This is a genomic window from Roseimaritima multifibrata (assembly GCF_007741495.1).
Lineage (GTDB): Bacteria > Planctomycetota > Planctomycetia > Pirellulales > Pirellulaceae > Roseimaritima > Roseimaritima multifibrata.
In genome coordinates, this window is record NZ_CP036262.1 from 1,288,511 (window position 1) to 1,311,328 (window position 22,818).

The window sequence follows — 22,818 nt, forward strand, 5'->3', positions numbered from 1 at the left end:
TGACGTGATTGAGCCTCGTTCTGCTGAATCCTCTTAATTATTCTTCTTCTTCCCTGTTCGATCTTGTTGAACTGTCATGACAGCGACCCCTTCCGATTCGTTTCCAGATGCCCAAGACATCCCCAACCGTTTTGATCATGCGGAGGTCTGCACCAAGACCTATCAAACTTGGGAAGAAGCGGGGTGTTTTCATGCGGAACCAGGTACCGGACGGCCTCCTTACACGATTGTGATCCCGCCGCCCAACGTGACGGGAGCGTTGCACCTTGGGCATGGCCTAAACAACACCTTGCAGGACGTGCTGATTCGAATGCACCGAATGCGGGGGTATGAAGCCCTGTGGATGCCGGGAACCGATCACGCTGGGATCGCGACCCAGGCGGTTGTTGAACGGCGTCTGCAAGAGGACGAAAATAAGACGCGGCACGATCTGGGACGCGAAGCCTTGATCGAACGTATTTGGGCTTGGAAGGACCAGTATGAAGGCCGCATTCTTGGCCAATTGAAACGGATGGGCTGCAGCTGTGACTGGCGACGGACAAGGTTCACGCTTGACGATCGTTGTGCCGCTGCGGTGCGCGTTACCTTCTTTTCGCTGTTTGCAGAACAGCTGATTTATCGTGGCAAGCGACTGGTCAACTGGGATACCTTCTTGCAGACCGCAGTGAGCGATGACGAAGTTTTTAACGAAACCGTCAAAGGGCACTTTTGGCATTTCAGCTACAAGGTGATCGATCCTAAACCAGGCGAACCAAGTTCTGTTGAAATCGCAACCACGCGTCCCGAAACGATGTTGGGCGATACGGCGGTTGCCGTGCATCCCGATCCTAAAGGGGCGCTCGAGCGGGTCGAAAAGGAACTGCGAGAACGCCTGGCAAGTGCACCGGCAAAAGATCGTGCTGGTATCGAAGCTCAGTTAGAAGGGATCACGAAGCGTCGCACTGAATTGTTGCCACAGTTGGAACTCCTCAGCCGGATGGCTGCCGAAGGGCGTCAGCTGATGCTCCCATTGGTCGATCGGCCGATCCCGCTGATCGCTGACGAATGGGCGAAACCGGAACTGGGAAGTGGCTGCGTGAAAATCACGCCGGCTCATGACCCGAATGACTACGAAGTCGGCAAGCGGGGCGATCTGCCGATGATTAACATCTTGAATTCCGACGGGACGCTAAATGAGGCAGCCGGAAAATACGAAGGTTTAAATATCAAGCAAGCCCGCAAGGCCGTCGTCGCGGACCTTGATGCACTCGGTTTGTTGGGGGACATCGAAGACCGCGAAATCGAACTGCCATACAGCGATCGTAGTAAGACGCCGATCGAACCTTATCTGGCGGACCAATGGTTCGTGAAGATGGATACGCTGGCACAGTCGGCCATGGATGCGGTCACCGATGACGAGGTTTCGATCTTCCCTCATCGCTACGAAAAAGGCTACCTCGACTGGTTAAGTGAAAAGCGTGATTGGCCGGTTAGCCGGCAACTTTGGTGGGGACACCGAATCCCGATTTGGTCCATCAGTGGAATGAACGCAGAAGAGGTCGCTGCCAAAAAGATTGCCGTGAAATCGGCAGCCGGTGACAAAGCCGACGATGTTTCAATGCATCACGACGAAGAGCATCTTTTTGTCTGTTTGCGAAACGAAGATGCTGAATTGGAAGCGGCGATGGCTGAGCTGGGATTTGTTCAGGATCCCGATGTTCTCGATACTTGGTTCTCGTCGGCTCTTTGGCCGCACAGTACCCTTGGCTGGCCGGAGAAGACTCCCGAACTAGAGGCTTTTTATCCGACCAATACGTTGATCACCTCCCGCGATATTATTTCGCTGTGGGTGGCTCGAATGGTGCTGATGAGCAAACACAATTTGCAAACCATTCCGTTCCGTGAAGTCTATATCCATCCGACGATTTTGGATGGGAATGGGGAACGGATGAGCAAGAGCAAGGGGAATGGCGTTGACCCGATCGACGTGATCGACAAGTTTGGCCCCGATGCATTGCGGTTCGGTTTGGCTCGCTTGGCTACCGAAACGCAGGACGTTCGCCTGCCGGTCCAGTATGAATGCCCGCACTGCGAACGTCTGATCGACCAGACGAAGAAGAATCGTTCTCTGGCGAAGATCGAGTGCCCTGAATGCAAAAAAGAGTTCGCAACGCAGTGGGCTGAATCCGCAGAGGATCTGAAAATTCCTCGTGGTGCAGTTGTCAGCGAACGTTTTGAAAACGCTCGGAACTTTGCCAACAAACTGTGGAACGCCTCCCGGTTTGTGATGATGAACATGGAAGGTTTTGAAGCGACCACATTGAAGCAGGATGAATTGAATGTGGAAGATCGGTGGTTGCTCAGTCGATTGTCGACCGTGAACCAAGCGGTGAATGAATCGCTGAAGACCTATCAGTTCGCTGAAGCCGCTCGCTCGCTTTACGATTTCGCATGGGACGATTTTTGCAGTTTCTACGTCGAAATCGCCAAGCCTCGTTTGGCAGACCCTGCGGAGCGATCGAAGGTCCAGAATGTTTTGGCTCACGCCCTTGATCAATTGATGCGGTTACTGCATCCATTGATGCCGTTCGTGACCGAGAGTATCTGGGGACACCTGAATGAAATTGCACCCAAACGCGGAATCAAGGAATCGGAAGTCGCTGTGCCTCTGGTAATGCGAGCGGTTTGGCCAGAACCCGCGATGTCGGACCAAGATCCTGCCATCGAGCAGCAATTCGCAAGATTCCAAGCCGTCCTTGGTGCCCTGCGAGAAATTCGCAGTCGCCAGAATATTCCCCCGAAAGAGAAGGTTCCCTTCTCCGTTCGCTGTGACGCCGCGACGGTTGAATTGCTGCAGCCGATGACCGAATACTTTGCGGCTTTGGCGGGGGCGGACGCGGTCCAGTTTGGTGACGTTGAGCCGTTCGAAACGGGAGTCCAGGTATCGGTCGCAGCCCATGACTTGGAAGTTTTTATCGACCTAGAAAAATTCATCGATGTCGAAGCGGAACTGGTTCGTTTGGATAAACTACAGGAACGACTGGGGAAGCAGATCCAAGGGAAAAATGCGAAACTGTCGAATGAAAATTTCGTCAGCCGGGCTCCCGCCGACATTGTCGCCCAGGAACGGAGTAGTCTGGAGGAGATGGAATCCCAGTTGGTAGATACCAAACAAGCCATCGAACGCCTTAAAGCGAAACTGAATTAGTGCCTGAAACTTCGACCACTCAATTAGTCGTCCATGCCAAAGCCGGTAACTCCGAAGCGTTGGGACGACTTCTTGAACGGTATCGAGGTTTCCTGCTGATGCGAGCGCATCGCTATATGGATGAACGCTTGCGTCGCCGAGTCGATCCGTCGGATGTCGTGCAGATTACGTTTCTGGAAGCACAGCGTGATTTGCACGGGTTTCGCGGGAGTAGTCCTGCCGAATTTGGGGCGTGGCTGAAGAATATTCTTCGAAACAATTTGGCCACGGCCGTCGCACAGCATGTGACGACTCAGAAACGTTCTTTGAATCGCGAGGCAAATCCGGTCCGTTCGCCGGACGCCGGTTCAGGCGAAACGCAGTGGATCGCTTCGCTGCCAGCCAAGCAGTCCAGTCCCAGCGGAAAGGCCATTCGGATGGAAACCGCTTTGGAACTGCTTTCCGCTCTGCACCAGTTACCCGAAAATCAAGCCGAGGCGATTCGCTTGCGGTACATCGAGGGGCTGACGCTGATCGAGATCGTTGAACGGATGGACAAAAGCGATACTGCGGTTGCAGGTCTGTTAAAACGCGGCCTGCAGAAATTGCGGACGTTGCTTGTCTCGCCTGATCAAGAGGGCCCCGCTGGGGCCTCGGAAATCTGATGCAGGTTACTTCGCGACCGCGGTATCTTTGAGAAGTTGTTCGACCGCTGGCACGATATCTTTTTCGTATCCGAATCCAGCGGTCTCACCCGCGTCGACAAACTTCTTGACGATACTTCCGTCGGCTGCGTAAAGGATCACTGTCGGAATCGAACCGATCTTCAAAGCGGCAAAAACTTCGTCGCTGGGGGTGGTGCAGATATAAGAGGGGACCGCTGCTTCCTGGGTTTCAAGGAAAGCGGTTACCGCTTCGCGATACGATTCGGCAGGTTTGCTTTTCCGTCCGTCGTAGTCAACGTCGACGGCGATGCAAGATAATTGGTCGCCATGTTCGAGGTGCAGTTTGACCAGGCCAGGGAATTCTTCCATGCAGGGTGGGCAGGCCAAGGACCAATAGTCGACAACCGCCGGACGGCCAAGTTTCTTAACCATTGCGCCGATTTCGTCCAAGCTGGCGAATTCGATTTCGACAGTAGGTTTGGCTGCGGCAGCGTCCACCGCCGGAGCTGGTTCGCTTGTCGGGGATTCCGGTTCAGTCGCTTGTTCTGATTCGGCAGGTGAAGGCTGATCGGCACTGGGTTGATCGGCACTGGGTTGGCAGCCTAGCGAAATTCCTGCCAAGCCGAGTGCAAGGCAAACAAGCGAGCGACGGATCAGGCTGAGAGATGGAGCGGCAGCAAACAAGGGAGGCACCTATCATTTCAAGGGAGGATGGAGGTAGGAGCCTCATTCTACCATTGGACCTCGCCTGGAGTGAACCTTAGGGAACGTGAAAGAGGTCCGTTCCCTAGGATGTTTCCATCCTCCTGTCGCAAACTATCGGCCTGCTGTTAGGCCGCCTGCAGCCTCGAATAGCCGAAGAGCGTCCACGGTATCTGCAACATTGTGGACTCTTAGCACATCGATCCCTGCTGCGGCCAAAGCGAGTGACGCCCCGAGAGTTCCCGCGTCGCGGTTCTTCTCGCGGTCGTTTAGGATTTTGCCCACAAAACCTTTTCTTGAATGCCCCACCAGTATGGGCCAGCCGAGTTGAGTGAATTGCTTGGCATCACGCAACAAGGTCAGGTTGTGCTCGTGCGTTTTTCCAAAACCAATGCCGGGGTCAAGGCAGATGCGTTCGCGATTAATCCCCGCTTGCAAGCAGGCTTCGGCCCGCTGCAAAAGGTATTGGCATATCTCCTCGGTAATGTTGTCGTAGTGCGGGGCGTCTTGCATGGTGGCGGGAGTCCCTTGGCAGTGCATGACACAGACACCCGCATCGGTCCGGGCAGCGGTCGCTGCCATGTCGGGATCCCCCTCCAACCCTGAAACGTCATTGATGATTTCCGCGCCAAGATCGATTGCGGCAGCCGCCACGACCGCCTTGGATGTGTCGATTGAAATGGGAATCGATACACGGTTCTGTAAACGCTCTAGGACCGGAGTGACTCGGCGGAGTTCTTCGTCACCGGCAACCGGTGAACTATAGGGACGAGTGCTTTCGCCGCCGATATCGAGGATGCCGGCGCCAGCGTCTTCCATCCGCAGGGCAGCCTCAACTGCGTCGGCGACCCCAGAGTGTTGTCCGCCGTCGGAAAAACTATCCGGAGTCAGGTTCAGGATGCCCATGACAATAGGAAGCGTTTGCCGCTGCAGGGACCGCGTGCGCAGTCGCCACAGAACGTTGGACGTTGGTGGGGTAGAAGGAGCGGCCACGAATTGTCTTGTCCGAAGTATTGGTGATTTTGTCAGCAAATAAATGCCAGGTTTTGCTTGTCCCCAGCTCTGGTGGGACTTTGTTTCCGCCTGCGAACGCTAACCGAACGCCTAGGCATTCATTGCACCAGGTTGCGGATTGTCTAGCGGCGAAATCATTGGAGCGGCGGCCGGTGGTTGGACGGTTGCCTGGCCACTCATCTGCAAAACGGCAGTGCATATTAGCAGCACGGTTGCCGGCAGGGTTGCGGCTTGCCCGATGCAGCACATGCACATCCCGGCAGTCCCCAGGCCCATCCCCAGCAGCAGTAGAAGGAACGCATTCACTTTGTTGATCGATGCGATCTCATATGCCTTTTGGAAAGCCTCTCTTAAACTTAAACGCCGATCGATTAGCAGGTACTGCCAAGGCCATAGGAACAGATACATCAAAGTCATGGCGGCAAGTGCGATAAATCCACCACCAAGAAAAGCCACCCATGCAAGTGCTTCTGGTACATCCACGCCCAATACAAGGAGCGCGAACGGCGCGGCTAATAGCAGGAAGGGAATCCCTAGAACGAGATATCCCAGAATGGTTTGCCCAAACAGAATGGGAGGGACTTCAAAGCCCTGGCTGAAACGTATCGGGCGACCTCGGGCCAAGTCGAAACCCATCTGCTTCAACCCGATCATTACGTACAGATAGGCGAGCGATAAAAGTACTTGGATGACAATGTTTACCAACATGAAAACCCATTGGCCACTTTCCTGAAAGGCCATCGACAGCACCTGGCTGAGCACCTGATTCAGGATGTTGATGACCAGCAGGATCGCGCCAACTCCGACCAGTGGTTGCCATGATTGCTGAAACAGATAGATCGTAGCGCTGATGTACTGATCGGCAACCACCGTGGTCGCTATGAACGGTTGCGAGGCACGCTGCGGTGAATGGGTGGTGGTCCCTTTCGGTGCATACGGATTTTCCAAGTCGGGGTTGGTTCGGCGGTCGTTTGGTGGAGGGACCGTGTCGGCCGCCGAGAGAACTGGATCGGCCGTCGAATGGGCCGGGGCAGTTGACTCGGGGGCGTAGAGAGGGGCGGGCGCGGGCGTTTCGCTTGCCGTGATCACAAACAGATGATTGCAGGAGGGACACCTCGCCTGACTGCCCACGCTATCTTCTGGAACGGCTAGGGTTGCCGAACATCGAGGGCATACCTGTTGGATTTCTTTCATCAATCATCCCAAGGGCTGGTTGCGGGCTGTTCGTCATCATCCGACATGCCTGCGGGTTGAATCCACCGAACCAGGCTTACGCCGATTCCCAGCAGCCCTGCTAACAGCAGAGGCGCGGAATAGGTGAACAGCAAGAACGTCAAATGCAAAGTGCGGGAAGTCTCTCCACTGGCGACCTCTTTTCCAAACCACCCTAAGACTTCATTGCGGATTGCGGGGACGCGCGAGGCGTAGAACATCGCTGCCGACATCGTACAGATGATGGTCATCATCAATAGCATGATCGCGATGCTAACCTGTGGTCGCCGTGCCTGTGGTCGCCGGTTTGCGGCTTCGGGCAAAGACGACAGCGGCGACCCTTGGGGGGGGCGGTCTGACGTCTCGCTGGGCTGGCTGACCATGGTTTCGGCTCTTGTTCGCGAAAAGACTACAGTCCGGCTTTTCCCCAAGTTTCGGAAAACACAAACTCCGAAAATGCTTTTCGGGTGCGGGGGTTCTGATCGCGTGTGGCTAAATCGGAATGGGTTGACTGGGTGTCAACATAACCAACTGCGATGGCTGTTTGGGGCTGGTACCCTTCGGGAAGAGAATAAGTCGTCCGGATTTTCTCCAATTCGACGCCGGCCATCTGATGGGCCTGCAGCCCTTCCTTCGCGGCCTGCAAGGCGAAATAGCCGGCGGCGGCTCCCAGGTCATGCAGGGCAACTCGGTTCGCTGAGCCATTGCGATCAAACCGGGTGTGAATCGCCGTCAGGATTAGGACGCCAGCATGTTTTGCCCACTCTTGGTTCGGTGCGTTTAAGCAGCCCAGCATCCTTTGGAATTCCGCTTCTTGTTCGCGGAACGCAATCAGGAATCGCCAAGGTTGTTCGTTGTAGCTGCTGGGGGCCCAGCGAGCCGCGTCGAAGCAAGCTTCGATTTTTTCCTTTTCGACCGTTCGCGGCGTGTAGGCGTACGGACTCCAACGCGATGAGAAGGGTTGGGGAACGGAGTCTTGGGGGAGCGGAGCATTCATCGTGGTCAGACTTTCTAATCAGACGTGGGGTGAGGTCACACGAAACCATTTCGCCAGATGCCGGGCTCAATGCTTCCTTCAAGACATTCGGTTGATGTTAATCCTTCGGGAGGTCTGCAGCGGCCGGAGCCTCGGTGGTTACCCGTCGTTTCAAATCTTCATCGGGCTGACTGTCTTCGGGGGCGAACTTGTACTCTGGATTGTCTCGTTGAAAGTCTTTGTCCGTCAATCCGGGGTTCAAGCTTAACCGAGTGAAGACATATTCTTCTTGAAGTGGAGGTTCGGCTTCAGGGTCTTCGGGCCATGCGTAGCTGGCGAAATAAATCGGCAACCGCAATTCTTCATCCATCAGAATACGAGCGATCTTGTAGTCCGAGTCAGGGCGTTGCTCGTTCAGGCGGACTTCGAAGTGTCGGCACTTTCGCCCGTTGATTTTTGCGGAACCGTATTCGATTAAATCGCAGTCGGTATGGCGAAGTTCCACATCGATTCGCCGGACCAGTTCCTCAAGCATGTGCTTCAAACCAGCTTGCGTGACCGGGTAACGACTTTCCGACATCGCCAGCATGCTGGTCGGTCGGACTTGCATCGTCGTATTGGGGATGCTGCGACCGCCGCGTCGAGCCAGCATGTCTCCGTCCCGTTCGTTTTCTACGTAAAGGATCTCTCTCCCCTCCATCACCGCTGGCTTCATGTAGCGGATGTAAATACTGAGTGGAGTGATCAGTTCGTCCCCTTCTTGTTTTCGCTCGCGAACTTTCATCCACAGGTACTGTGGGCCACTCATCCGATCATAGATTCGCTCGCGTTTGATCAGCACGCAGGTGTAATCGCTGATCTCGTTATCAAACCGTTTAAGGGCCGTCTGAGCGGTTGCTAGGAACGGGCCCAGTTTCCGCAGCGTTGCCGCTTTATCGGAATTGGCGGTGATTTTGGTATCGGTTTTCTTTTGCGCTGTGTCGGTTGCGTCCGCTGTGTCGGTGGCGTCCGTTACTTTGTCGTCCGTTGCAGCCGGAGTTTTTGTTGCATTCCGGGCATCCGTTGTGATTGGAGCCTCTAAAACATCCGAAGCGGCCGCGGGGCTCGCTTCCTCGGTGGGAAGGGGATCTTGGGCGTTGGCGGTGACTTCGCCGAAGAGGCATCCGCCAAAACCAAGAAACGCGATGGCAAGGCCGTTTGCTAGAGGCTCTGTCCAGGAGAGTTTTTTGGGCGTGGGGATGGTTGAGTAAGTCATGGCAACACTCCGGGACTGGCGGAATAAACAAGGGAATAGGGCAGGCGGTGTCAAATCGCCGAATAATGACAACAATTCGTGTGCCAATCGGCTCACGATTTACCAGGTATAGTGGTGGAGTCGAAATCGCCGTGCAAAAATCAGGTTTCGCTGCGTTTCCGATTGCATCCAACCATTCCTTTTTCTTTCCAAAAATTTCAATCCATGTTGCAAATGTCGCGTTTTCAATCTTCTAGTCGTCCGTTTTTACTATACCGTGTCGGGATGCCAGGATGCTTGCGTCGGCTGGCTTGTCTGGTTTGTTTTCTGGGGGCTCTTCCCGCGTGGGCACAGGACGGGCATCGCGTGGCGCTGCAGGGTGGCGATCAGTTGATGATTTTGGCCGCCGATGGATCGACGGAATGGCAACGAAAATGGGGCGGGATCCATGACCTGCACGTTCTTCCCAACGGGAATTTGATGGTGCAGGAAGGGGCGGCCGCCGTGGTGGAAATCGACAAGGATTCAAAGGACGTCATTTGGAAATACGATTCTAGGTCACAGAATACGACCGCGAAAAAAGGAACCACCGAAAAACCGATCGAGGTCCACACCTTTCAGCCGCTCCCCAATGGAAAGGTGATGATCGCTGAAACGACTCGCAAACGAATTATCGAAGTCGATCGCGATGGCAAAGTGCATTCGGAAGTCCCGTTGCAGGTCGATCACCCACATCCGCATACCGATACGCGATTGGCTCGCAAATTGGATAACGGGCATTACCTGGTTTGCCATGAAGGGGATGGGACCGTTCGTGAATACGATGCGGCTGGCAAAGTGGTGTGGGAGTACCAGGTTCCCATGTTTGGACGGCAGGCCGCAGGTGGCCATGGCCCCGAAGCTTTTGGCAACAAGGTCTTTTCCGCGGTTCGCCTAGAGAACGGAAACACGCTGATGGGAACCGGAAACGGACATAGCGTTCTGGAAGTTCAGCCCGATGGAGAAATCGTTTGGAGCATCCAGCAGAATGAGCTGCCGGGCATTCGCTTGGCCTGGGTGACGACCGTTCAGGTTTTGGAAAACGGGAATCGAGTCATCGGCAATTGCCACGCTGGTCCAGGGCAACCGATCCTCATCGAAATCGAACCGAAAACCAAGAAGGTCGTTTGGACGCTTGATCGTTTCGAAGATTTAGGGAACAACGTTTCAAATAGCGTCGTTTTAGAAGACTAAAGTTGCCTTTCGCACGTCCCCCGCGAAAGAAGGGCCACTTGAAGCAGCCTTTCGCAACCCGCGCGAAAGGCTGCAATCTTTGTAAGCTTCCGATTAAATCGGCAGGCTCTGTGGTAACCGGCATCCCCAGACCGCTTCTTTGGCGATCGAAGTCAGCCCGGTTCGGTGGTAGATATCGATCGCCGGTTGGTTCTTGGCGTCGACCGCTAGGATCAATTCCGTCAGTTTGAATTGCTTGGCAATCACGATCGCTTCGTCAATGATTTTGCCGCCCCAGCCCTGTCCGCGGACTTCCGGGATGGCTCCCATGTACGTCAGTTCGAGGGTGTTTGCCGAAGCGTATGGAGTGGTGATCAGGCAGGCGATCGGTTTTCCGCCCTGTCGGAAAATGCGCCATCCGGCCGGCTCAAACGCTGGTGAGTCCAAGTAGGCATCGACGATGGTTTGCGGAGGTCGGAAGTGATTCAGGCGAGGGCAGTCGAGCGTCTTTTCAAAAGTGTCCGCGACCACTTTGTAGATGTCCAGACGATCCTGGGCATTGTCGGGGTCGAACGCCTCGATGGCTGAAGTGGATTCCGGAGGGGTGGGATCCGTGGAACTGGCCTTCGTGCCGGCTTTCAAGCGTTCCGATTGGTCGTTCGAGCTCGCCTGCAGGTTTTCGATCGTGCCGGCTAAATAATCTAGGTTCGCAATGAATTGAAACCCGTTCTTTTCGAAAGGGGGAGCGTCCGGGGAATCGTCCCAGCATGCTTGGACGAATCGGATGCCGGTTGCGGACAACTGTTCTAGAAGGTGTGCGAGGGTTGGCTCAAGTAGTTCCGAGCCAGCAACGTCTTCCGTTTGGCTGCATCCGACCAGCATCGCGGCATCGGGCGAAATTCTGGTTGCTAGGCAAGCTGCCAGCATGCCGTCGGTTCCAAGACACTGACTCCCAAATACGGCGTCGGCCCCACGCTGCTTGAGGGCGTCGGCTAGTTGGCTGAGTGCCAAGTGCTGACGCCCGATCGAAAGGGTTTGAGTCGCAAACTGGGCTAACTGCGGAATGTCGGCCGTCTTGCTAGGGGTCAGCTGGTAGGGAATGGGCATCAAACTTGCATCTCTTGTCATTCTTGGCTAGACAATCGTGATTGAATCGCGATTATGAACGTAGTTCAAGTTTACGGGAAATAGGGAGGTACATGGCAATGCGGTGCTTACTAGCGATTTTGATGCTCGGTTTTACGAGCGTGGCTTCTTCGCAAGGGATCCTTGAGCGGCTGGAGAATCAATTCCAGAGTCGTTTGGGAGTAGGCGCTCAGGATGTTCCGTTGGTCGATCCGGTGCCAGATCCGGCAAGCCTTGGAAGTTCGCGTTCGAATCTGCCTCAACCTCTCCGCTTGGGGATTCAGGCGGAAGAGCGAGAATTGGGGCAAGAGACCTCCGTTTATGTCGACACGATCCAGCCAGGAAGTGCGGCCGCCGCGGCGGGGCTTCAACGCGGTGATCGGATTGTCCGTCTGAATGATCAACCGATTGCGACGATTGGCGAAATCGCCCGCTTCATGGCGGCTCGTAAACCGGGTGACAAGATCGAAATTGGGGTGGAACGCGATGGCCAAGAAGTGGTCGGTTCGGCCACGCTGCAGGCCGCTCCCCCCATTATTGCGCGGCCCGGTGCTGGGATGCCAAGTCCTCCTTCGCTCAATTTTGATCGGGAGCCCGCCGATTCGAATTCTGTCTCGCATGGAAGATTGGGCGTTGTCGTCGAAGACAGCTCGCCCGTTGAAGAAAACAGTCCCGCTCGCGTCGTGAACATCATGCCCAATTCCCCTGCAGCGAAAGCAGGCCTTGAAGTTGGTGATCAGATTCTCAGCATCGATGGCCAGCCGCTGGGGGGCGCTTTTGATCTGCAGCAGCGGATGCGATCGACGCGTCCTGGCCAAGAGATCGAGCTGGTCTTTCAGCATCGCGGCGAGACGTCTTCTGCGACCATCCGTTTGATGGGAGCTCCACCGGTGGCCGGAGCCCCGCCTGAATTAGGAACTCCGCCTGGACTGGGGACGCCCCCGGGCCAAGGGCCGCGTCCAATGCCCGCTTTGACTCCACCACCGACGAATCGTCGACCGCCGATGATCGAAGGCCCGCAGTCCGAGCAGCCTGCTCCTTCCGGCGGAGCTGCCCCGGCGGCCAAAGCGGCGGTGGAACCTGCGGCGACGAAAATCGAAGTCGAAGAATTGCGAGCGGAAATCGAAGCGTTGAAGGCCTCGATCAAGGAATTGAAGGAAGAGCTTGCCAAACCGGCTTCTCCCGCCCCGAAACCTGCAACGCCCGCGGAGCCGGAAAAGCCAGCTCCGGCTCCACCTGCTGCGGCCGATCCACCTGCCGCGGCCGATCCGCCGGCTACGCCTGCTTTACCAGCTCCACCTGCAAAGCCTGCTCCGGTTTCGGTTCCGGAATTACCTCAGCTGCCGCCAGCGGCCGAACTACCGGCACCCCCTGCCAGTCCTGAGTAGCGGACATGTGCGAACGTGAGAGTGTTGATTGTCCCTTTCGGTTTGGCAGACCTTGCTGTAACGATGATGCCAGCTTCCTGGGCTTGTTTCTTTCGTGCCAAATGTCAAACCGTGTAATTGCATCCGCGCTCTCCAGGGGCGTTCGCGTCTGAGGCTTACCGCCTCCTTCGTGGTCACGCTGCGGCAGATGGATTCGCAAGCTACAATAGGCCTCATGAACATCGATAGAAAATCATTGATCTTGAGACGGCTTGGAGTCAGCTGTTTTTTGCTTCTTTTGGCCTTCCCCGTCGTCGGGGTCGCTGAGGATGATTTTCTATTAACAGAAGCTCAAGCGGTTCGCAAAGCGGCTGACCAGGTTGCTCCGGCGGTTGTTCGTGTCGAACTGGTTGGAGTGGCTGAATCGACAGGGGAAGTCGCCGCCGATGCGTCGACCGTGGGGACGGTGGTCGATCCCGATGGCTGGATCGTTGCGTCCTCGCTGGTGGGGGACCGCCCCTCTGCATCGATCTTGATTGTTTCTGCCGATGGGACTCGTCAGACGGCGAAGATTGTGGCTAAAGACCTGCATCGAGAGTGGGTGCTGCTGAAGACCGAGCCCAAGGAACCGATGGCGGCGGTTAAGTTGCCGACGTCGATCGACCCGACGGTTGGGCAATACACCGTTGCGGTCGGACGTGTCGAAGGGGCTGCGGAGCCGGCCATTTCGGTTGGGATTCTAAGCGCTGTGGGGCGATTGCGTGGGCGAGCCCTGCAGACGGATGCCCGAGTCTCGCCCGTGTACTACGGGGGCCCGTTGGTCGATATTCGAGGAAATTTGTTGGGGATTCTGGTTCCTGCGATGCCCGCTGCCGCTGGTGCTGACGAAAAATCGGGCTGGTATGATTCCGGAATTGCGTTCGCCATCCCTGCCGATGTGATTGCGGCTCGACTAGAAAAAATGAAAGCGGGCGAAGACGTCCAAGCAGGCTTGTTGGGAATCGTTTCGGGGGCGAGTGACCCATTTGTACTAGGGACCAAAATTGATGCCGTCCGCCCGCGGTCGCCAGCCGCCCGTGCAGGCTTTTTACCCAATGACGAAATTCTTGAAATCAATGGCACGCCCGTTAAATACCAGTATCAGGTACGCCAGGAAATGGGGCGATTCGATGCAGGTGAAAGCGTGTCCTTTAAGGTTCGACGGGAAGACAAAACCGTTGACTTGCAGACAGAGCTAACCGATTCCATTCCTCCATTGGAAATGCAGGCTTGGGGCGTTTATGTAAAAGAGAGCGAGGGGGAGATCGAAGTGGTTGCCATCGAACCTGATTCGAAGGCGGCTGCGGCAGATCTTGCTCCGGGCGATCGGTTGTTGCAGTTGGCGGGACAGCCGATTCGCTCGATCGACGCTTTACGAAATCAGGTGGCTATAGCGGATCCTGAGGGGGGACTGGAATTAACGTATCGACGCGGTGAATCGGAAATGACCGCGACCCTGGGAACCCAGCCGGTTGCTGGGATGTTGTCAAAACTGCCAGAGCAGGAAAAGGCAAAGGAAGCGGGATCGGGCGAACAAAAGCCTGCGGAGTGGTCGGTTTCGGAATTGACGCTTACCGATGCGGCGAATTCGATTTCCTATTTCTCGCCCACGGATCTGGAAAAGACCCCGGTCGAGGGATTGCTGATCGTGTTGCTTGATCCCGGCAAAAAAGAAAGTGAAGAGGGGCTGGAAAAATGGAAGTCTGCCGCCAAAAAGTACGATGTGGCGGTGGCCGTGGTCGCGTCGGCATCCGAACAGCGTTGGACTCCGGCCGAGGCTCAGGACATTGGCCGTGCTGCTGCCCAGCTTGGCAAGCAATTGAATCTGACTAGGAATGCAATCGGGGTTAGTGGTGATTCTCAAGGCCCTAGTTTCGCGATGGCTTTGGTCGTCGCAATCACACAAAAAGAAGCTGTCAGCGGGGTCGCAACGACGACCGATATCAAACCGCCCGCGATTCGTTTACGCGAGAACGACCCCGAATCAAGTCTTCAGATAGCATTGCCGCTGACCGTCAAAGCAGAGCTTCCTCCTTGGGCGGGAGGGTTGCCTCGGCTGGGATTTCCGATCGTTCGCATTTCAGATTTAACGCCATCGTCGGTTTTGCATTGGGTACGCACCCTGAGTCGGATTTAACGTGCCCCCATCAACAACGAATCCTGCGGCCCCGGGTACCGGCTGGCGTCGTCCGCTGATCCTCGTTTTATCCATTGTCCTATTGGCAGTGGGGGCGTTTGTCCGTGCGACCACCGATGAGAGTAGCGGGCATTGGAATTTCGGGACGGGGACCTTGTTGCGTTTGGGGCTGACCTTTGGGGCACTTTGGCTGGCTTGGCCCTCTTTGCAGCGGCCCGCTAGTTGGCTTCCCGCGGGGATGCCTTTTTTGATGTTGGTTGGCGTAGGAGTTATCGCGGCGCAGCCCCGGCTGGTGGTGGCGGTTGTTCCTGCGATTGGCCTGTTGTTTGCACTTTCGGTCGCGGTCAGGATTTTTCGTACCTAGGTGCCATGTCGCAGTGGGGCTCATTTCGCACTGGGGCGATTTGCCGCAACACTTGCCCCCGGGTTCCACGGAAAAAGATTTGCAATTCCGCTACAATGACGTGGATGCTTCTTCCCCGCTGTTGTTTTCTGTATTTCCTGATCGAACGATGAATCACCACTTCTCCGCACTAACCGTGATCATTGCTGCCCTCGCTATCGCTGGATGTAGCAAAGAGGTGCCTCAAGGTCCTCACCCCTTCGAGCCCAACTTGGTTCACGCCTATAAGTATCACGTGTCCCAAGGGTTGCCGATGGATCAGGTGTTGAGCGACGCCGATTGGACTGTCGATAGCCTGCTGGGGGACGCGAACGAGATGCGGCTGAATGAAGAGTTAGCTGCATCGGAGGAGGATTTGGCGACGGTTGTTGATTTTGAACAGCTGAAAATTGGACAGCAGTTGTACATCGACAAACAGTGTTACAGTTGCCACGGATATACGGGCGACGGACGTGGGCAGAACGCCGGCTTGTCCAATCCCTATCCGCGGGATTTCCGCAAAGGGATGTTCAAGTTCAAAGAAACCGAACTGAATTCAAAACCGACTCGAGAAGATCTCGCCGAACGGATCCGGAATGGGATTCCTGGAACGACGATGGTCAAATTGCCTGCGGTCACCGACGAAGAGGTTCAGGCCCTGGTTGATTACGTGATCTATCTGTCATGGCGTGGTGAATTGGAACGCGCCCTGATCGATGATGCCGTGCTTGAGTTGGACATCGAGGGTGGTGATCGCTTGATCAATCCTAGCCACCAGAATTCGACCGATGAGGAAGAAAAGGAACTGTTTGACGAGTCGTGGGATATCGCTCTCGAGTATGCGGCCGACATCGGGTTCGCATGGTTGGAGGCCGAAGACGACATCGTTGAAGTCGAATTGCCCACCGACATTCCTGTCCCTTCGTCCGGGACCGAGTTTTTGGCGATGATGCAAGGAGAGGATGCTGCGGCGTTAACCGCTTCGGTCAAACGAGGTCAGGAAGTCTTCCGCGGTAAGATCGCCTCTTGCAGCAAATGCCACGGAAACGACGGCAAAGGAGACGGTCAGACGGCCGACTACGATGCTTGGACCAAAGATTACACGTTGGCGATCGATATCAAACCGGAAAATCGTGACGCGTTAATCCCGCTGCTGGCTCGCGGTGCCCTGCAGCCGCAGAATATCCTCCCACGTAACTTCGCCGAGGGCGTTTTCCGCGGAGGCTCAGATCCTGAAGATCTGTATCGTCGTATCACCGTCGGTATCGGCGGAACCCCAATGCCAGCGGTTACCTTCGTTCCGGGTGAATTTGAAGAGCCCGACGTTTGGCACCTGATCAATTACGTGCGATCACTAGGAGCCGAAGTCGCGGCCAAAAATGAAAAAGCGGCCGCTGAACAAGCGGTAGCTGAAGAAGAGCAAAGCCCGGAATCCGAAGAAGAGAAGTAGGCAGCGGAGGACAGGTGATTGCCGTTGGCGTTTTTAGCCCGGAGGGCGACGGATACTTGCCGTTGCTGTAAGCCAACGTAAGCTTGGTGTTTTTAGCCCGGAGGGCGACAGATATTTGCCGTTGGTGTAAGCCAACGGAAACTTGGCCAATGGCGCCGAAGCCCAGCGGTCGACAGATTCGGAGAATCTGTCGACCGCTGGGCTTTCTTTTTTCGTTTCCTCCCGGCGGCTCACGCCGCCGGCAAGTATCTGTCGCCCTCCGGGCTAGGCTCTTCTGTTGTCCTCCGGGCTAGGCTCTTCTGTCGCCCTCCGGGCTAGGTCCTTCTGTTGTCCTCCGGGCTATGTCCTTCTGTTGCCCTTCGGGCTAGATCTTTTAGGAATCCTCGTCTCGGGGGACGCGAAATCGAGTGCCGCCGCCCAGAGAGTGATCCAAGACCATGTTGATGTGCGCTACGTCCGATAGGACGCAATTAGAGCAGCGAATCATGATTGGTATCGAAACCGTCGAGTGAAATCGGGCATTCTACAATCCGGCCCAGCGGTCCTGTGCGTCTTGCCCCGTCGCGGGGCCAGCCTGTTACCGTGGACAATTCCGGCATGATTTCCAAAAGTTGCTCGCGCAGGCGATCGGCCATCCGTTGCTGGGACGAGGATTCGGCTTCATTGCGTAAAGCCGCCACGGTCTTCATGATTCGGATTAGCTGTGCACGCTGAGCGACTGAGGTGGTCAGGTTATCGCTTGGCTCGCACAGTAGGTCATGCAACGGAACCTCCAATGCCTGAGCCCAGCGTTGGAGATCGGACAGGCGGAGGTCCACCTGTCCGGTTTCTTCCAGCTTCAGTTGACGGACGGAGACTCCGCACCTTCTTGCAATGGTGCGTAACGTGACGCTCTGCGCTTCGCGGACCTGAGTGATTCGATGAGGCGGCCCGGTTTTGGCAGTGCGTCCCCCAACTGACGGTTTCTCGTTTAAACCCACCCTAAAGCGATCCTTGTTGTCGGGCTATCAGCGACACGGCCCCGCGGCCGTTTTGTCATGCTTTTCCACCCGATTAATCGCTTTCCCCGTAATGGGGAAATTTTCCAACGGAAGGAAAATATGCAAATTAAACGCCGTTCATCCAGCACGGCGGGGGGGGAACGCTTAGATGACTTAGGGGCCCGGAAAGTTCCCTCTCAATAGCGAGATCGCCGGATCAAGCTGATTCGCTTGCCGAGATGTTTTGCCGACAGCATCCGCAAGGCATTTGCAGGTTTGAATTGCGGATCCCTACGGAACGAACTCTGCGGGCAGTTCGTATTTTCCTTCTGCCCCAGCTCGAGTGGAAATCAAGATCGCTTTTTCCCCTGGCTTATTTGGATTGTCGCCGATCACCCAGACCAGCAGCTGTTGTGGTTGGCTGGCATCGGTTACCGATTTATCGATATTTGCTTGCATCACCAGAAGCGTAAGGACCTTCCGGAGAGGTTGATCCTTGATCTTGAAGTCTCGGATCTGTTGGTTCTGCGTAATCCCTTCCTTTTGAAGGTCTCCGCCCAACAGCACGTAGGGAGGGATCGTTGTTCCTGGCGGGGCTTTGCCTTTCACTTCATCGATGACCGCTTGGCCAGCAAATTCAAGGCTCTCCTGATCGAAACTGACCGAAATCGGCATTTCCAGCAACTCTTCAATCGACATCGCTTTGGTGGCCATCGGCGTGGCGGCAATTGCGGCGGCTTTGCCGGGTAGGGTGTTTGCCGCCAGCATCGAAGCCAGCAAAATGTTCGGAGCCGCCTCGCTGGGAAGGTAAAGATTGGCCGTCGCCGCGTCTTCAGCGACGCCGTATCTCGCGTAGCGGTCGATTGCACGCAGCATTTGCGGCATTCGGTTTGCCAATTTCCGCCAAGATGGATCGGGGGATGTGTCGACCAGGAAATTCTCCGCCCAGGTCGGTAACTGAGCAACCGTTGTCTGCATTTTTCTGGAAAGCGTCGTGGACGTGGTGCCAGGCCCCGGCAGCATTCGCGTTTCCAGATACCAGTCCGGTTCCAAATTGCTTACCAATAAAACGCCATTGGCGTCGGGTTGGAGGAATTCTCGCAGCGGGCCGATGATCTGCGGCGCGTAGGTTTTCAGGATGTTTCGGCCATCGGCGAACAGGTAGTTCGGCAGTAGCAACAGATTTAAATCGGCTTCCGAGTTGGCGCTTTGCCACAAACCTTTCAATTGCGGAGGCAGTGGAATGGGAGCTCCGCCCATTTCGGCCACACCTTTCATTTGTTCGATACTGCCAATCGAAAACGCATCGACCATTGCTCCTTCGCTGACGTCACGAACGAAGAAGGCGTCGGGGCCGTCGCCAGCAAGGATCGGATCTCCTTCGGGGGTCTGCGCGATTTCGACCTTCCAGGTTTGCAGTAGGTCTTTCAGCGGGCGAGGCTTTTGTAAATGAATGCCCATGGTGATCGATGCCACGCCCTCCCCCTGTCCGTCAAAAGCAAGGGTCAAGCGTTCGATATCTTCGGCTGGGATCTTCGTTCGTTGCGTTAGGTTCTCCAGTGCGTCGCCAAGTTCTTGAGAGAAGGCGTTGCTAATCGCTTGCCCGGTTGGGGACTGAACTAAATCGCTTAACCGTAGGACGATCACCATCTGTGGGCCGCCGGGAATCATTTCTAGCGGCGGTGGATCGGGAACGCTGGGTGGAGCCCAAAGGGTTTTTTCGTTGTCCGTTAATTCAAAGGGCCCCATCGTTTCGTTTTCGCCGGCGGAGTTGCCGTTTCCTGCACCGGAACCGTTTGCCGAAGGAGACGCAGCAGGGGCACGCGGGGTTGGGACGAAGGGGGCGGGTGTTGTCTGCGATACCTGTTTGCTGGGGCCACTGGGACGCCCCAGGATCAGGATCAAACCAATCATCGCAGCAAAGCCAAGCCCACCGATAACGATCGGCCCACGGTAGCTCTTCTTGGATTTCTTTCTTCGTCGTCCCGCTGAACCCGCTCGTTTTCGCTTTGGAGGGGCGTTGGTTTCGGCAGGGGTAGGACTAGGACTAGGATTCGCGGGGGAAGCGGCCTGTGGTTTTGGGGTTGGCTTGAGGGCTTTGGGAGCCTGCGGTTGTTTGCTGACTGGCTCGGGGGATGAGGCGGCCGGTTTTGCAGCGGGGGTTTGCTTGGCGGGCGACGCTTCTGCTGGCGGGACACGCTGCGTTGGAGGAGCTGAGGCAGGAACAGGTGCAACGGGTTGTTTTTGATGGCGAGGCGGTTCCGCTACAGGTGAAGCTGTCTTGCGCGAAGCAGGAACCACGGTGTCAGGCTTTGCCGGAGGTGCTTTAGGGGTTGGGATAGGGGTTGGGATTGGGGCTGAAGCCGTAGGCGTTGCCGCGGCGGCAGCGATTTCATTCGGTTCTTGCAGTTGTTGGAGTGCAGCGATCATGCCGTCAAGGTTTGTGAACCTAGCGGCAGCATTTTTGGCCATCGCATGCCCAATCACGCGGACGATCCCGCTGCCTGATTTTTCGCTGCCGTTTGCCAATGCCTGGAGTTTCGCAGGAACTTTTTCAATGTGCTGTTGCAGCAAGGCGTCTGAATTGTCCGCGGAGAACGGCGGGGTGCCGAATTGCGATTGGTATAGAAGGCAGCCAAGGGCGTATTGGTCCGAAAGCGGATCGACTGGCTGTCCGGGGAGGGAGAATTCGGGGGCAGCGTACAACGCTGGTTGTTCGGGGCGTCGTAACCAGACCGATCGCTCGCCAAGCGGGTGGTCGATCCCCAAAGGGGCGTCGCGAAGGAGCAGGATTGGGCTGGTTTTTTCCTTGGTGGGCTTGCCGATCCAAATCCGTTCCGGGTGGATGCCACCGTGGGCGTATCCGGCGTGGTGAAGCGGGAGCAACGCATTGGCGACCGCCTCTCCTAGTTCCGCGGTCCGGGCCGGATCCCATTGGCCGCTGGCAAATGCTTCCGCCAAAGTTCTGCCAGGTGGAAGCCGGCTGACGACCAGCGTTTCCCCTTCGTTCCGCTCCGATTCCAGCGGCTGCAGGTTCTTGCTCCGCAAAGACAGATGCAGCGTCAGCCACCGTTGGGCGATTTCGGGAGTGTCCGCAGGCTGTTTGTGGACCAGCATTTCGCCACGACCGCGAGCTTGTTTGGCCCAGAACCAATCGATCCAGGGGGCTTCGGCAGGTCGGCGAAGGACGTAACGCCCGGTGCTTAGGTCTGTCAGATTCCCCGCTAATAAACACTGCACCTGATAGCTGGTCAAAGCCCCGCCGCGGATCAGGAACTTGGCAAGGGTCGCCGAGTCGGCCGGGGGGCGACCGGAATTTTTTTTGGCGTACTCGACAGCCCACCGCCGACAGCGTTCCGCGTCGGCCAGCCCGCTCTCGGTCAGCCGGTTCCAGAATTCGTTGACAGACAGTCGCGGGCTCATAATCAGCAGAGGGGCTGGAAGCGGAACGTATGTGGGAAGGCCTTGGAAAAGACGATATTTTCCAGGGCTTGGTTCCCAAAGCTTGATCTATTCTAGTTGAGTAAGTTGATTCCGTCCTTACCAACGGCCATCGCACCTTCGCTTTTCTTGGACTAGAAATTAAACTTATAAAAAGCAATGAACAAACCATCTTTTGTCTACCGCGGGAAGCCAGCGTGAATATCGTTATTATCTCCACTGAAGCCGTTCCATTCGCTAAAACCGGAGGATTGGCCGACGTCTGTGGAGCCTTACCCGTGCAACTGGCACAGCGGGGCCACCAGGTCAGCCTGATCATGCCGGGGTTCCGGCAGATTCGAGCGGCAGGCCGAGACATCGAAGAAACCGACCTGTCGGTTCGGGTGTCGATCGATGGTCGCGAAATTGCGGCCAAGATTTCTCGCTCGACGCTGCCCGATTCGGATGTGCCTGTCTACTTTATCAACCAACCGGAGCTGTTTGATCGGGCTCAGCTGTACGGTGATGAGAAGGGCGATTACCGTGATAATTGCCTGCGGTTCGCTTTCTTTTCGCGAGCCTGCTTGGGGGCGATCACGCGTTTGGATCTCCAGCCAGATATCGTTCACTGCAATGACTGGCAGACGGGACTAGTGCCAGCTTATATCTCAGAGGATTTCGAGCAGCATCCGTGGATGAACCGTGCCGCTTCGCTGATGACGATCCATAACATGGCTTACCAGGGGGTTTTTCCCAAAGAGAACTTATCCCTGACCGGATTCGATTGGGGACAGTTCCACCACAATGGTTTGGAATTCTATGACCAAATCAATCTGCTTAAAACCGGAATTCAGTACGCCGACACGGTCACCACGGTCAGTGCTCGGTATGCCGAAGAAATCCAGACCGAAGAACATGGGTGTGGCTTGCAGGGAGTCCTGCAAGCACGCTCCGAATCGCTGTTTGGAGTTCCAAACGGTATCGATACCGGGATCTGGAATCCGCAAACCGATCCTCATCTTGCCGCAAACTATTCGCTCGATAATTGGGCCGAAGGTAAAAACGCAAATAAGCGAGCCATCCAGGAACGGTTTGGGATGGAGGTCGATCATGAAGCACCGGTGATCGGATTGGTGGGAAGGCTTGCGGAGCAGAAAGGCTGGGAACTGGTTATCGAATCGATGCAGCACTTTTTGGCAAGCGGCCACGAAGCTCAGTGGGTTGTGCTTGGCACCGGAGCACCGCACTATCACGATGCTCTAACACAGCTAGCGGAAAAATACTCGGGACGGCTGGGCCTGCATCTAGGGTTTTCGGATGCGTTGGCGCATCAGATCGAAGCCGCCTCCGACATCTTCTTAATGCCCAGTCGTTATGAACCGTGCGGGCTGAATCAGCTGTACAGCCTCCGCTATGGAACCGTCCCGGTCGTCAATCCAACAGGTGGATTAGCCGATACGGTCGTCGATACCTGTGAGCAAACTTTGGCGGAGAAAACCAGTTCCGGATTCTATCTCAGTACTTTTGACGCGCCGGGTTTGACCGCCGCGCTCTCAAAGGCCTTGCGAATCCGATCGCAGGAGCCGGAAAAGTGGTCGCAAATCGTCACAACCGGAATGCAGCAAGATTGGTCGTGGGGACGGAGTGCGGACCGGTATGTGCAGATCTATGGCGATACGGCAGCCCGTAAGGGGAGGAAAGTGCGAATTTAAGGATTCTTCTACAAAAAGTTTTTGT

At 55.8% G+C, this 22,818-nt stretch carries 17 protein-coding genes; 8 read left to right on the top strand and 9 right to left on the bottom strand.

Features of this window, described 5'->3' with window-relative positions; genetic code table 11:
- The first annotated feature begins 76 nt into the window (after positions 1-76).
- Both FF011L_RS04875 and FF011L_RS04880 read left to right on the top strand, forming a co-directional pair.
- On the top strand, positions 77-3,187 hold the full coding sequence (locus FF011L_RS04875) for a valine--tRNA ligase (protein WP_145350571.1): 3,111 nt from the start codon (positions 77-79) through the stop codon (positions 3,185-3,187).
- The gene (locus FF011L_RS04880) at positions 3,187-3,831 is read left to right on the top strand and encodes a sigma-70 family RNA polymerase sigma factor (RefSeq protein ID WP_145350572.1); all 645 of its coding nucleotides are present in this window, start codon (positions 3,187-3,189) and stop codon (positions 3,829-3,831) included. Before FF011L_RS04875 ends, FF011L_RS04880 begins: the two co-directional genes overlap by 1 nt.
- Positions 3,832-3,837: 6 nt before the next feature.
- Here FF011L_RS04880 and FF011L_RS04885 read toward each other — a convergent pair whose 3' ends face one another.
- From FF011L_RS04885 to FF011L_RS04910, 6 genes are all read right to left on the bottom strand, one after another.
- Complete coding sequence (locus FF011L_RS04885) at positions 3,838-4,524, bottom strand: TlpA family protein disulfide reductase (RefSeq protein ID WP_145350573.1); 687 nt, start codon at positions 4,522-4,524, stop codon at positions 3,838-3,840.
- A 123-nt stretch (positions 4,525-4,647) separates the two neighbouring features.
- On the bottom strand, positions 4,648-5,526 hold the full coding sequence (gene folP, locus FF011L_RS04890) for a dihydropteroate synthase (protein WP_449314210.1): 879 nt from the start codon (positions 5,524-5,526) through the stop codon (positions 4,648-4,650).
- Between the two features lie 111 nt (positions 5,527-5,637).
- Positions 5,638-6,741: a zinc ribbon domain-containing protein gene (locus tag FF011L_RS04895; RefSeq protein WP_145350574.1), complete on the bottom strand. Its 1,104-nt coding sequence runs from the start codon at positions 6,739-6,741 to the stop codon at positions 5,638-5,640.
- Complete coding sequence (locus FF011L_RS04900; RefSeq protein ID WP_145350575.1) at positions 6,741-7,142, bottom strand: hypothetical protein; 402 nt, start codon at positions 7,140-7,142, stop codon at positions 6,741-6,743. The genes FF011L_RS04895 and FF011L_RS04900 overlap by 1 nt, the downstream gene beginning before the upstream one ends.
- A gap of 26 nt (positions 7,143-7,168) precedes the next feature.
- Positions 7,169-7,756 (bottom strand): nitroreductase family protein, encoded by a 588-nt coding sequence (locus tag FF011L_RS04905; RefSeq protein ID WP_145350576.1) that lies wholly within the window; start codon positions 7,754-7,756, stop codon positions 7,169-7,171.
- 97 nt (positions 7,757-7,853) lie between these two features.
- Positions 7,854-8,990, bottom strand: a complete 1,137-nt coding sequence (locus tag FF011L_RS04910) for a DUF1571 domain-containing protein (RefSeq protein WP_145350577.1) — start codon at positions 8,988-8,990, stop codon at positions 7,854-7,856.
- Between the two features lie 204 nt (positions 8,991-9,194).
- Between FF011L_RS04910 and FF011L_RS04915 the strand changes: the two genes are divergently transcribed.
- Positions 9,195-10,202 carry an outer membrane protein assembly factor BamB family protein gene (locus FF011L_RS04915; RefSeq protein ID WP_246109746.1) on the top strand — a complete coding sequence of 336 codons (1,008 nt, stop codon included), beginning with the start codon at positions 9,195-9,197 and terminating at the stop codon, positions 10,200-10,202.
- A gap of 93 nt (positions 10,203-10,295) precedes the next feature.
- Here FF011L_RS04915 and FF011L_RS04920 read toward each other — a convergent pair whose 3' ends face one another.
- Entirely contained in the window at positions 10,296-11,288 is a 993-nt protein-coding gene (locus FF011L_RS04920) for a GNAT family N-acetyltransferase (RefSeq protein WP_218933018.1), read from the bottom strand.
- 98 nt (positions 11,289-11,386) lie between these two features.
- Here FF011L_RS04920 and FF011L_RS04925 point away from each other — a divergent pair, with 98 nt between their 5' ends.
- The 4 genes from FF011L_RS04925 to FF011L_RS04940 all read left to right on the top strand — a co-directional run bounded on the left by FF011L_RS04925 (position 11,387) and on the right by FF011L_RS04940 (position 16,681).
- Positions 11,387-12,694: a PDZ domain-containing protein gene (locus FF011L_RS04925; protein WP_218933019.1), complete on the top strand. Its 1,308-nt coding sequence runs from the start codon at positions 11,387-11,389 to the stop codon at positions 12,692-12,694.
- Positions 12,695-12,908: 214 nt separating this feature from the next.
- Complete coding sequence (locus FF011L_RS04930; protein WP_218933020.1) at positions 12,909-14,849, top strand: PDZ domain-containing protein; 1,941 nt, start codon at positions 12,909-12,911, stop codon at positions 14,847-14,849.
- A 1-nt stretch (position 14,850) separates the two neighbouring features.
- The gene (locus FF011L_RS04935) at positions 14,851-15,213 is read left to right on the top strand and encodes a hypothetical protein (RefSeq protein ID WP_145350581.1); all 363 of its coding nucleotides are present in this window, start codon (positions 14,851-14,853) and stop codon (positions 15,211-15,213) included.
- Positions 15,214-15,361: 148 nt separating this feature from the next.
- On the top strand, positions 15,362-16,681 hold the full coding sequence (locus tag FF011L_RS04940) for a cytochrome c (protein WP_145350582.1): 1,320 nt from the start codon (positions 15,362-15,364) through the stop codon (positions 16,679-16,681).
- Between the two features lie 470 nt (positions 16,682-17,151).
- Here FF011L_RS04940 and FF011L_RS04945 read toward each other — a convergent pair whose 3' ends face one another.
- Together FF011L_RS04945 and FF011L_RS04950 are read right to left on the bottom strand one after the other, a co-directional pair.
- Positions 17,152-17,661 carry a helix-turn-helix domain-containing protein gene (locus FF011L_RS04945; RefSeq protein WP_145350583.1) on the bottom strand — a complete coding sequence of 170 codons (510 nt, stop codon included), beginning with the start codon at positions 17,659-17,661 and terminating at the stop codon, positions 17,152-17,154.
- A 291-nt stretch (positions 17,662-17,952) separates the two neighbouring features.
- The gene (locus FF011L_RS04950; protein ID WP_145350584.1) at positions 17,953-21,084 is read right to left on the bottom strand and encodes a serine/threonine protein kinase; all 3,132 of its coding nucleotides are present in this window, start codon (positions 21,082-21,084) and stop codon (positions 17,953-17,955) included.
- 215 nt (positions 21,085-21,299) lie between these two features.
- Here FF011L_RS04950 and glgA point away from each other — a divergent pair, with 215 nt between their 5' ends.
- A complete protein-coding gene (glgA, locus tag FF011L_RS04955; protein WP_145350585.1) occupies positions 21,300-22,793 on the top strand; it encodes a glycogen synthase GlgA in 1,494 nt (497 codons plus the stop codon).
- The last annotated feature ends 25 nt before the right edge of the window (positions 22,794-22,818 follow it).

Coding starts and splice junctions, on each gene's coding strand:
- FF011L_RS04875 (WP_145350571.1), top strand. CDS start 77: ATGACAGCGACCCCTTCCGATTCGTTTCCAGATGCCCAAGACATCCCC.
- FF011L_RS04895 (WP_145350574.1), bottom strand. CDS start 6,741: ATGAAAGAAATCCAACAGGTATGCCCTCGATGTTCGGCAACCCTAGCC.
- FF011L_RS04900 (WP_145350575.1), bottom strand. CDS start 7,142: ATGGTCAGCCAGCCCAGCGAGACGTCAGACCGCCCCCCCCAAGGGTCG.
- FF011L_RS04905 (WP_145350576.1), bottom strand. CDS start 7,756: ATGAATGCTCCGCTCCCCCAAGACTCCGTTCCCCAACCCTTCTCATCG.
- FF011L_RS04910 (WP_145350577.1), bottom strand. CDS start 8,990: ATGACTTACTCAACCATCCCCACGCCCAAAAAACTCTCCTGGACAGAG.
- FF011L_RS04915 (WP_246109746.1), top strand. CDS start 9,195: ATGTTGCAAATGTCGCGTTTTCAATCTTCTAGTCGTCCGTTTTTACTA.
- FF011L_RS04920 (WP_218933018.1), bottom strand. CDS start 11,288: ATGCCCATTCCCTACCAGCTGACCCCTAGCAAGACGGCCGACATTCCG.
- FF011L_RS04925 (WP_218933019.1), top strand. CDS start 11,387: ATGCGGTGCTTACTAGCGATTTTGATGCTCGGTTTTACGAGCGTGGCT.
- FF011L_RS04930 (WP_218933020.1), top strand. CDS start 12,909: ATGAACATCGATAGAAAATCATTGATCTTGAGACGGCTTGGAGTCAGC.
- FF011L_RS04940 (WP_145350582.1), top strand. CDS start 15,362: ATGAATCACCACTTCTCCGCACTAACCGTGATCATTGCTGCCCTCGCT.
- FF011L_RS04950 (WP_145350584.1), bottom strand. CDS start 21,084: ATGAGCCCGCGACTGTCTGTCAACGAATTCTGGAACCGGCTGACCGAG.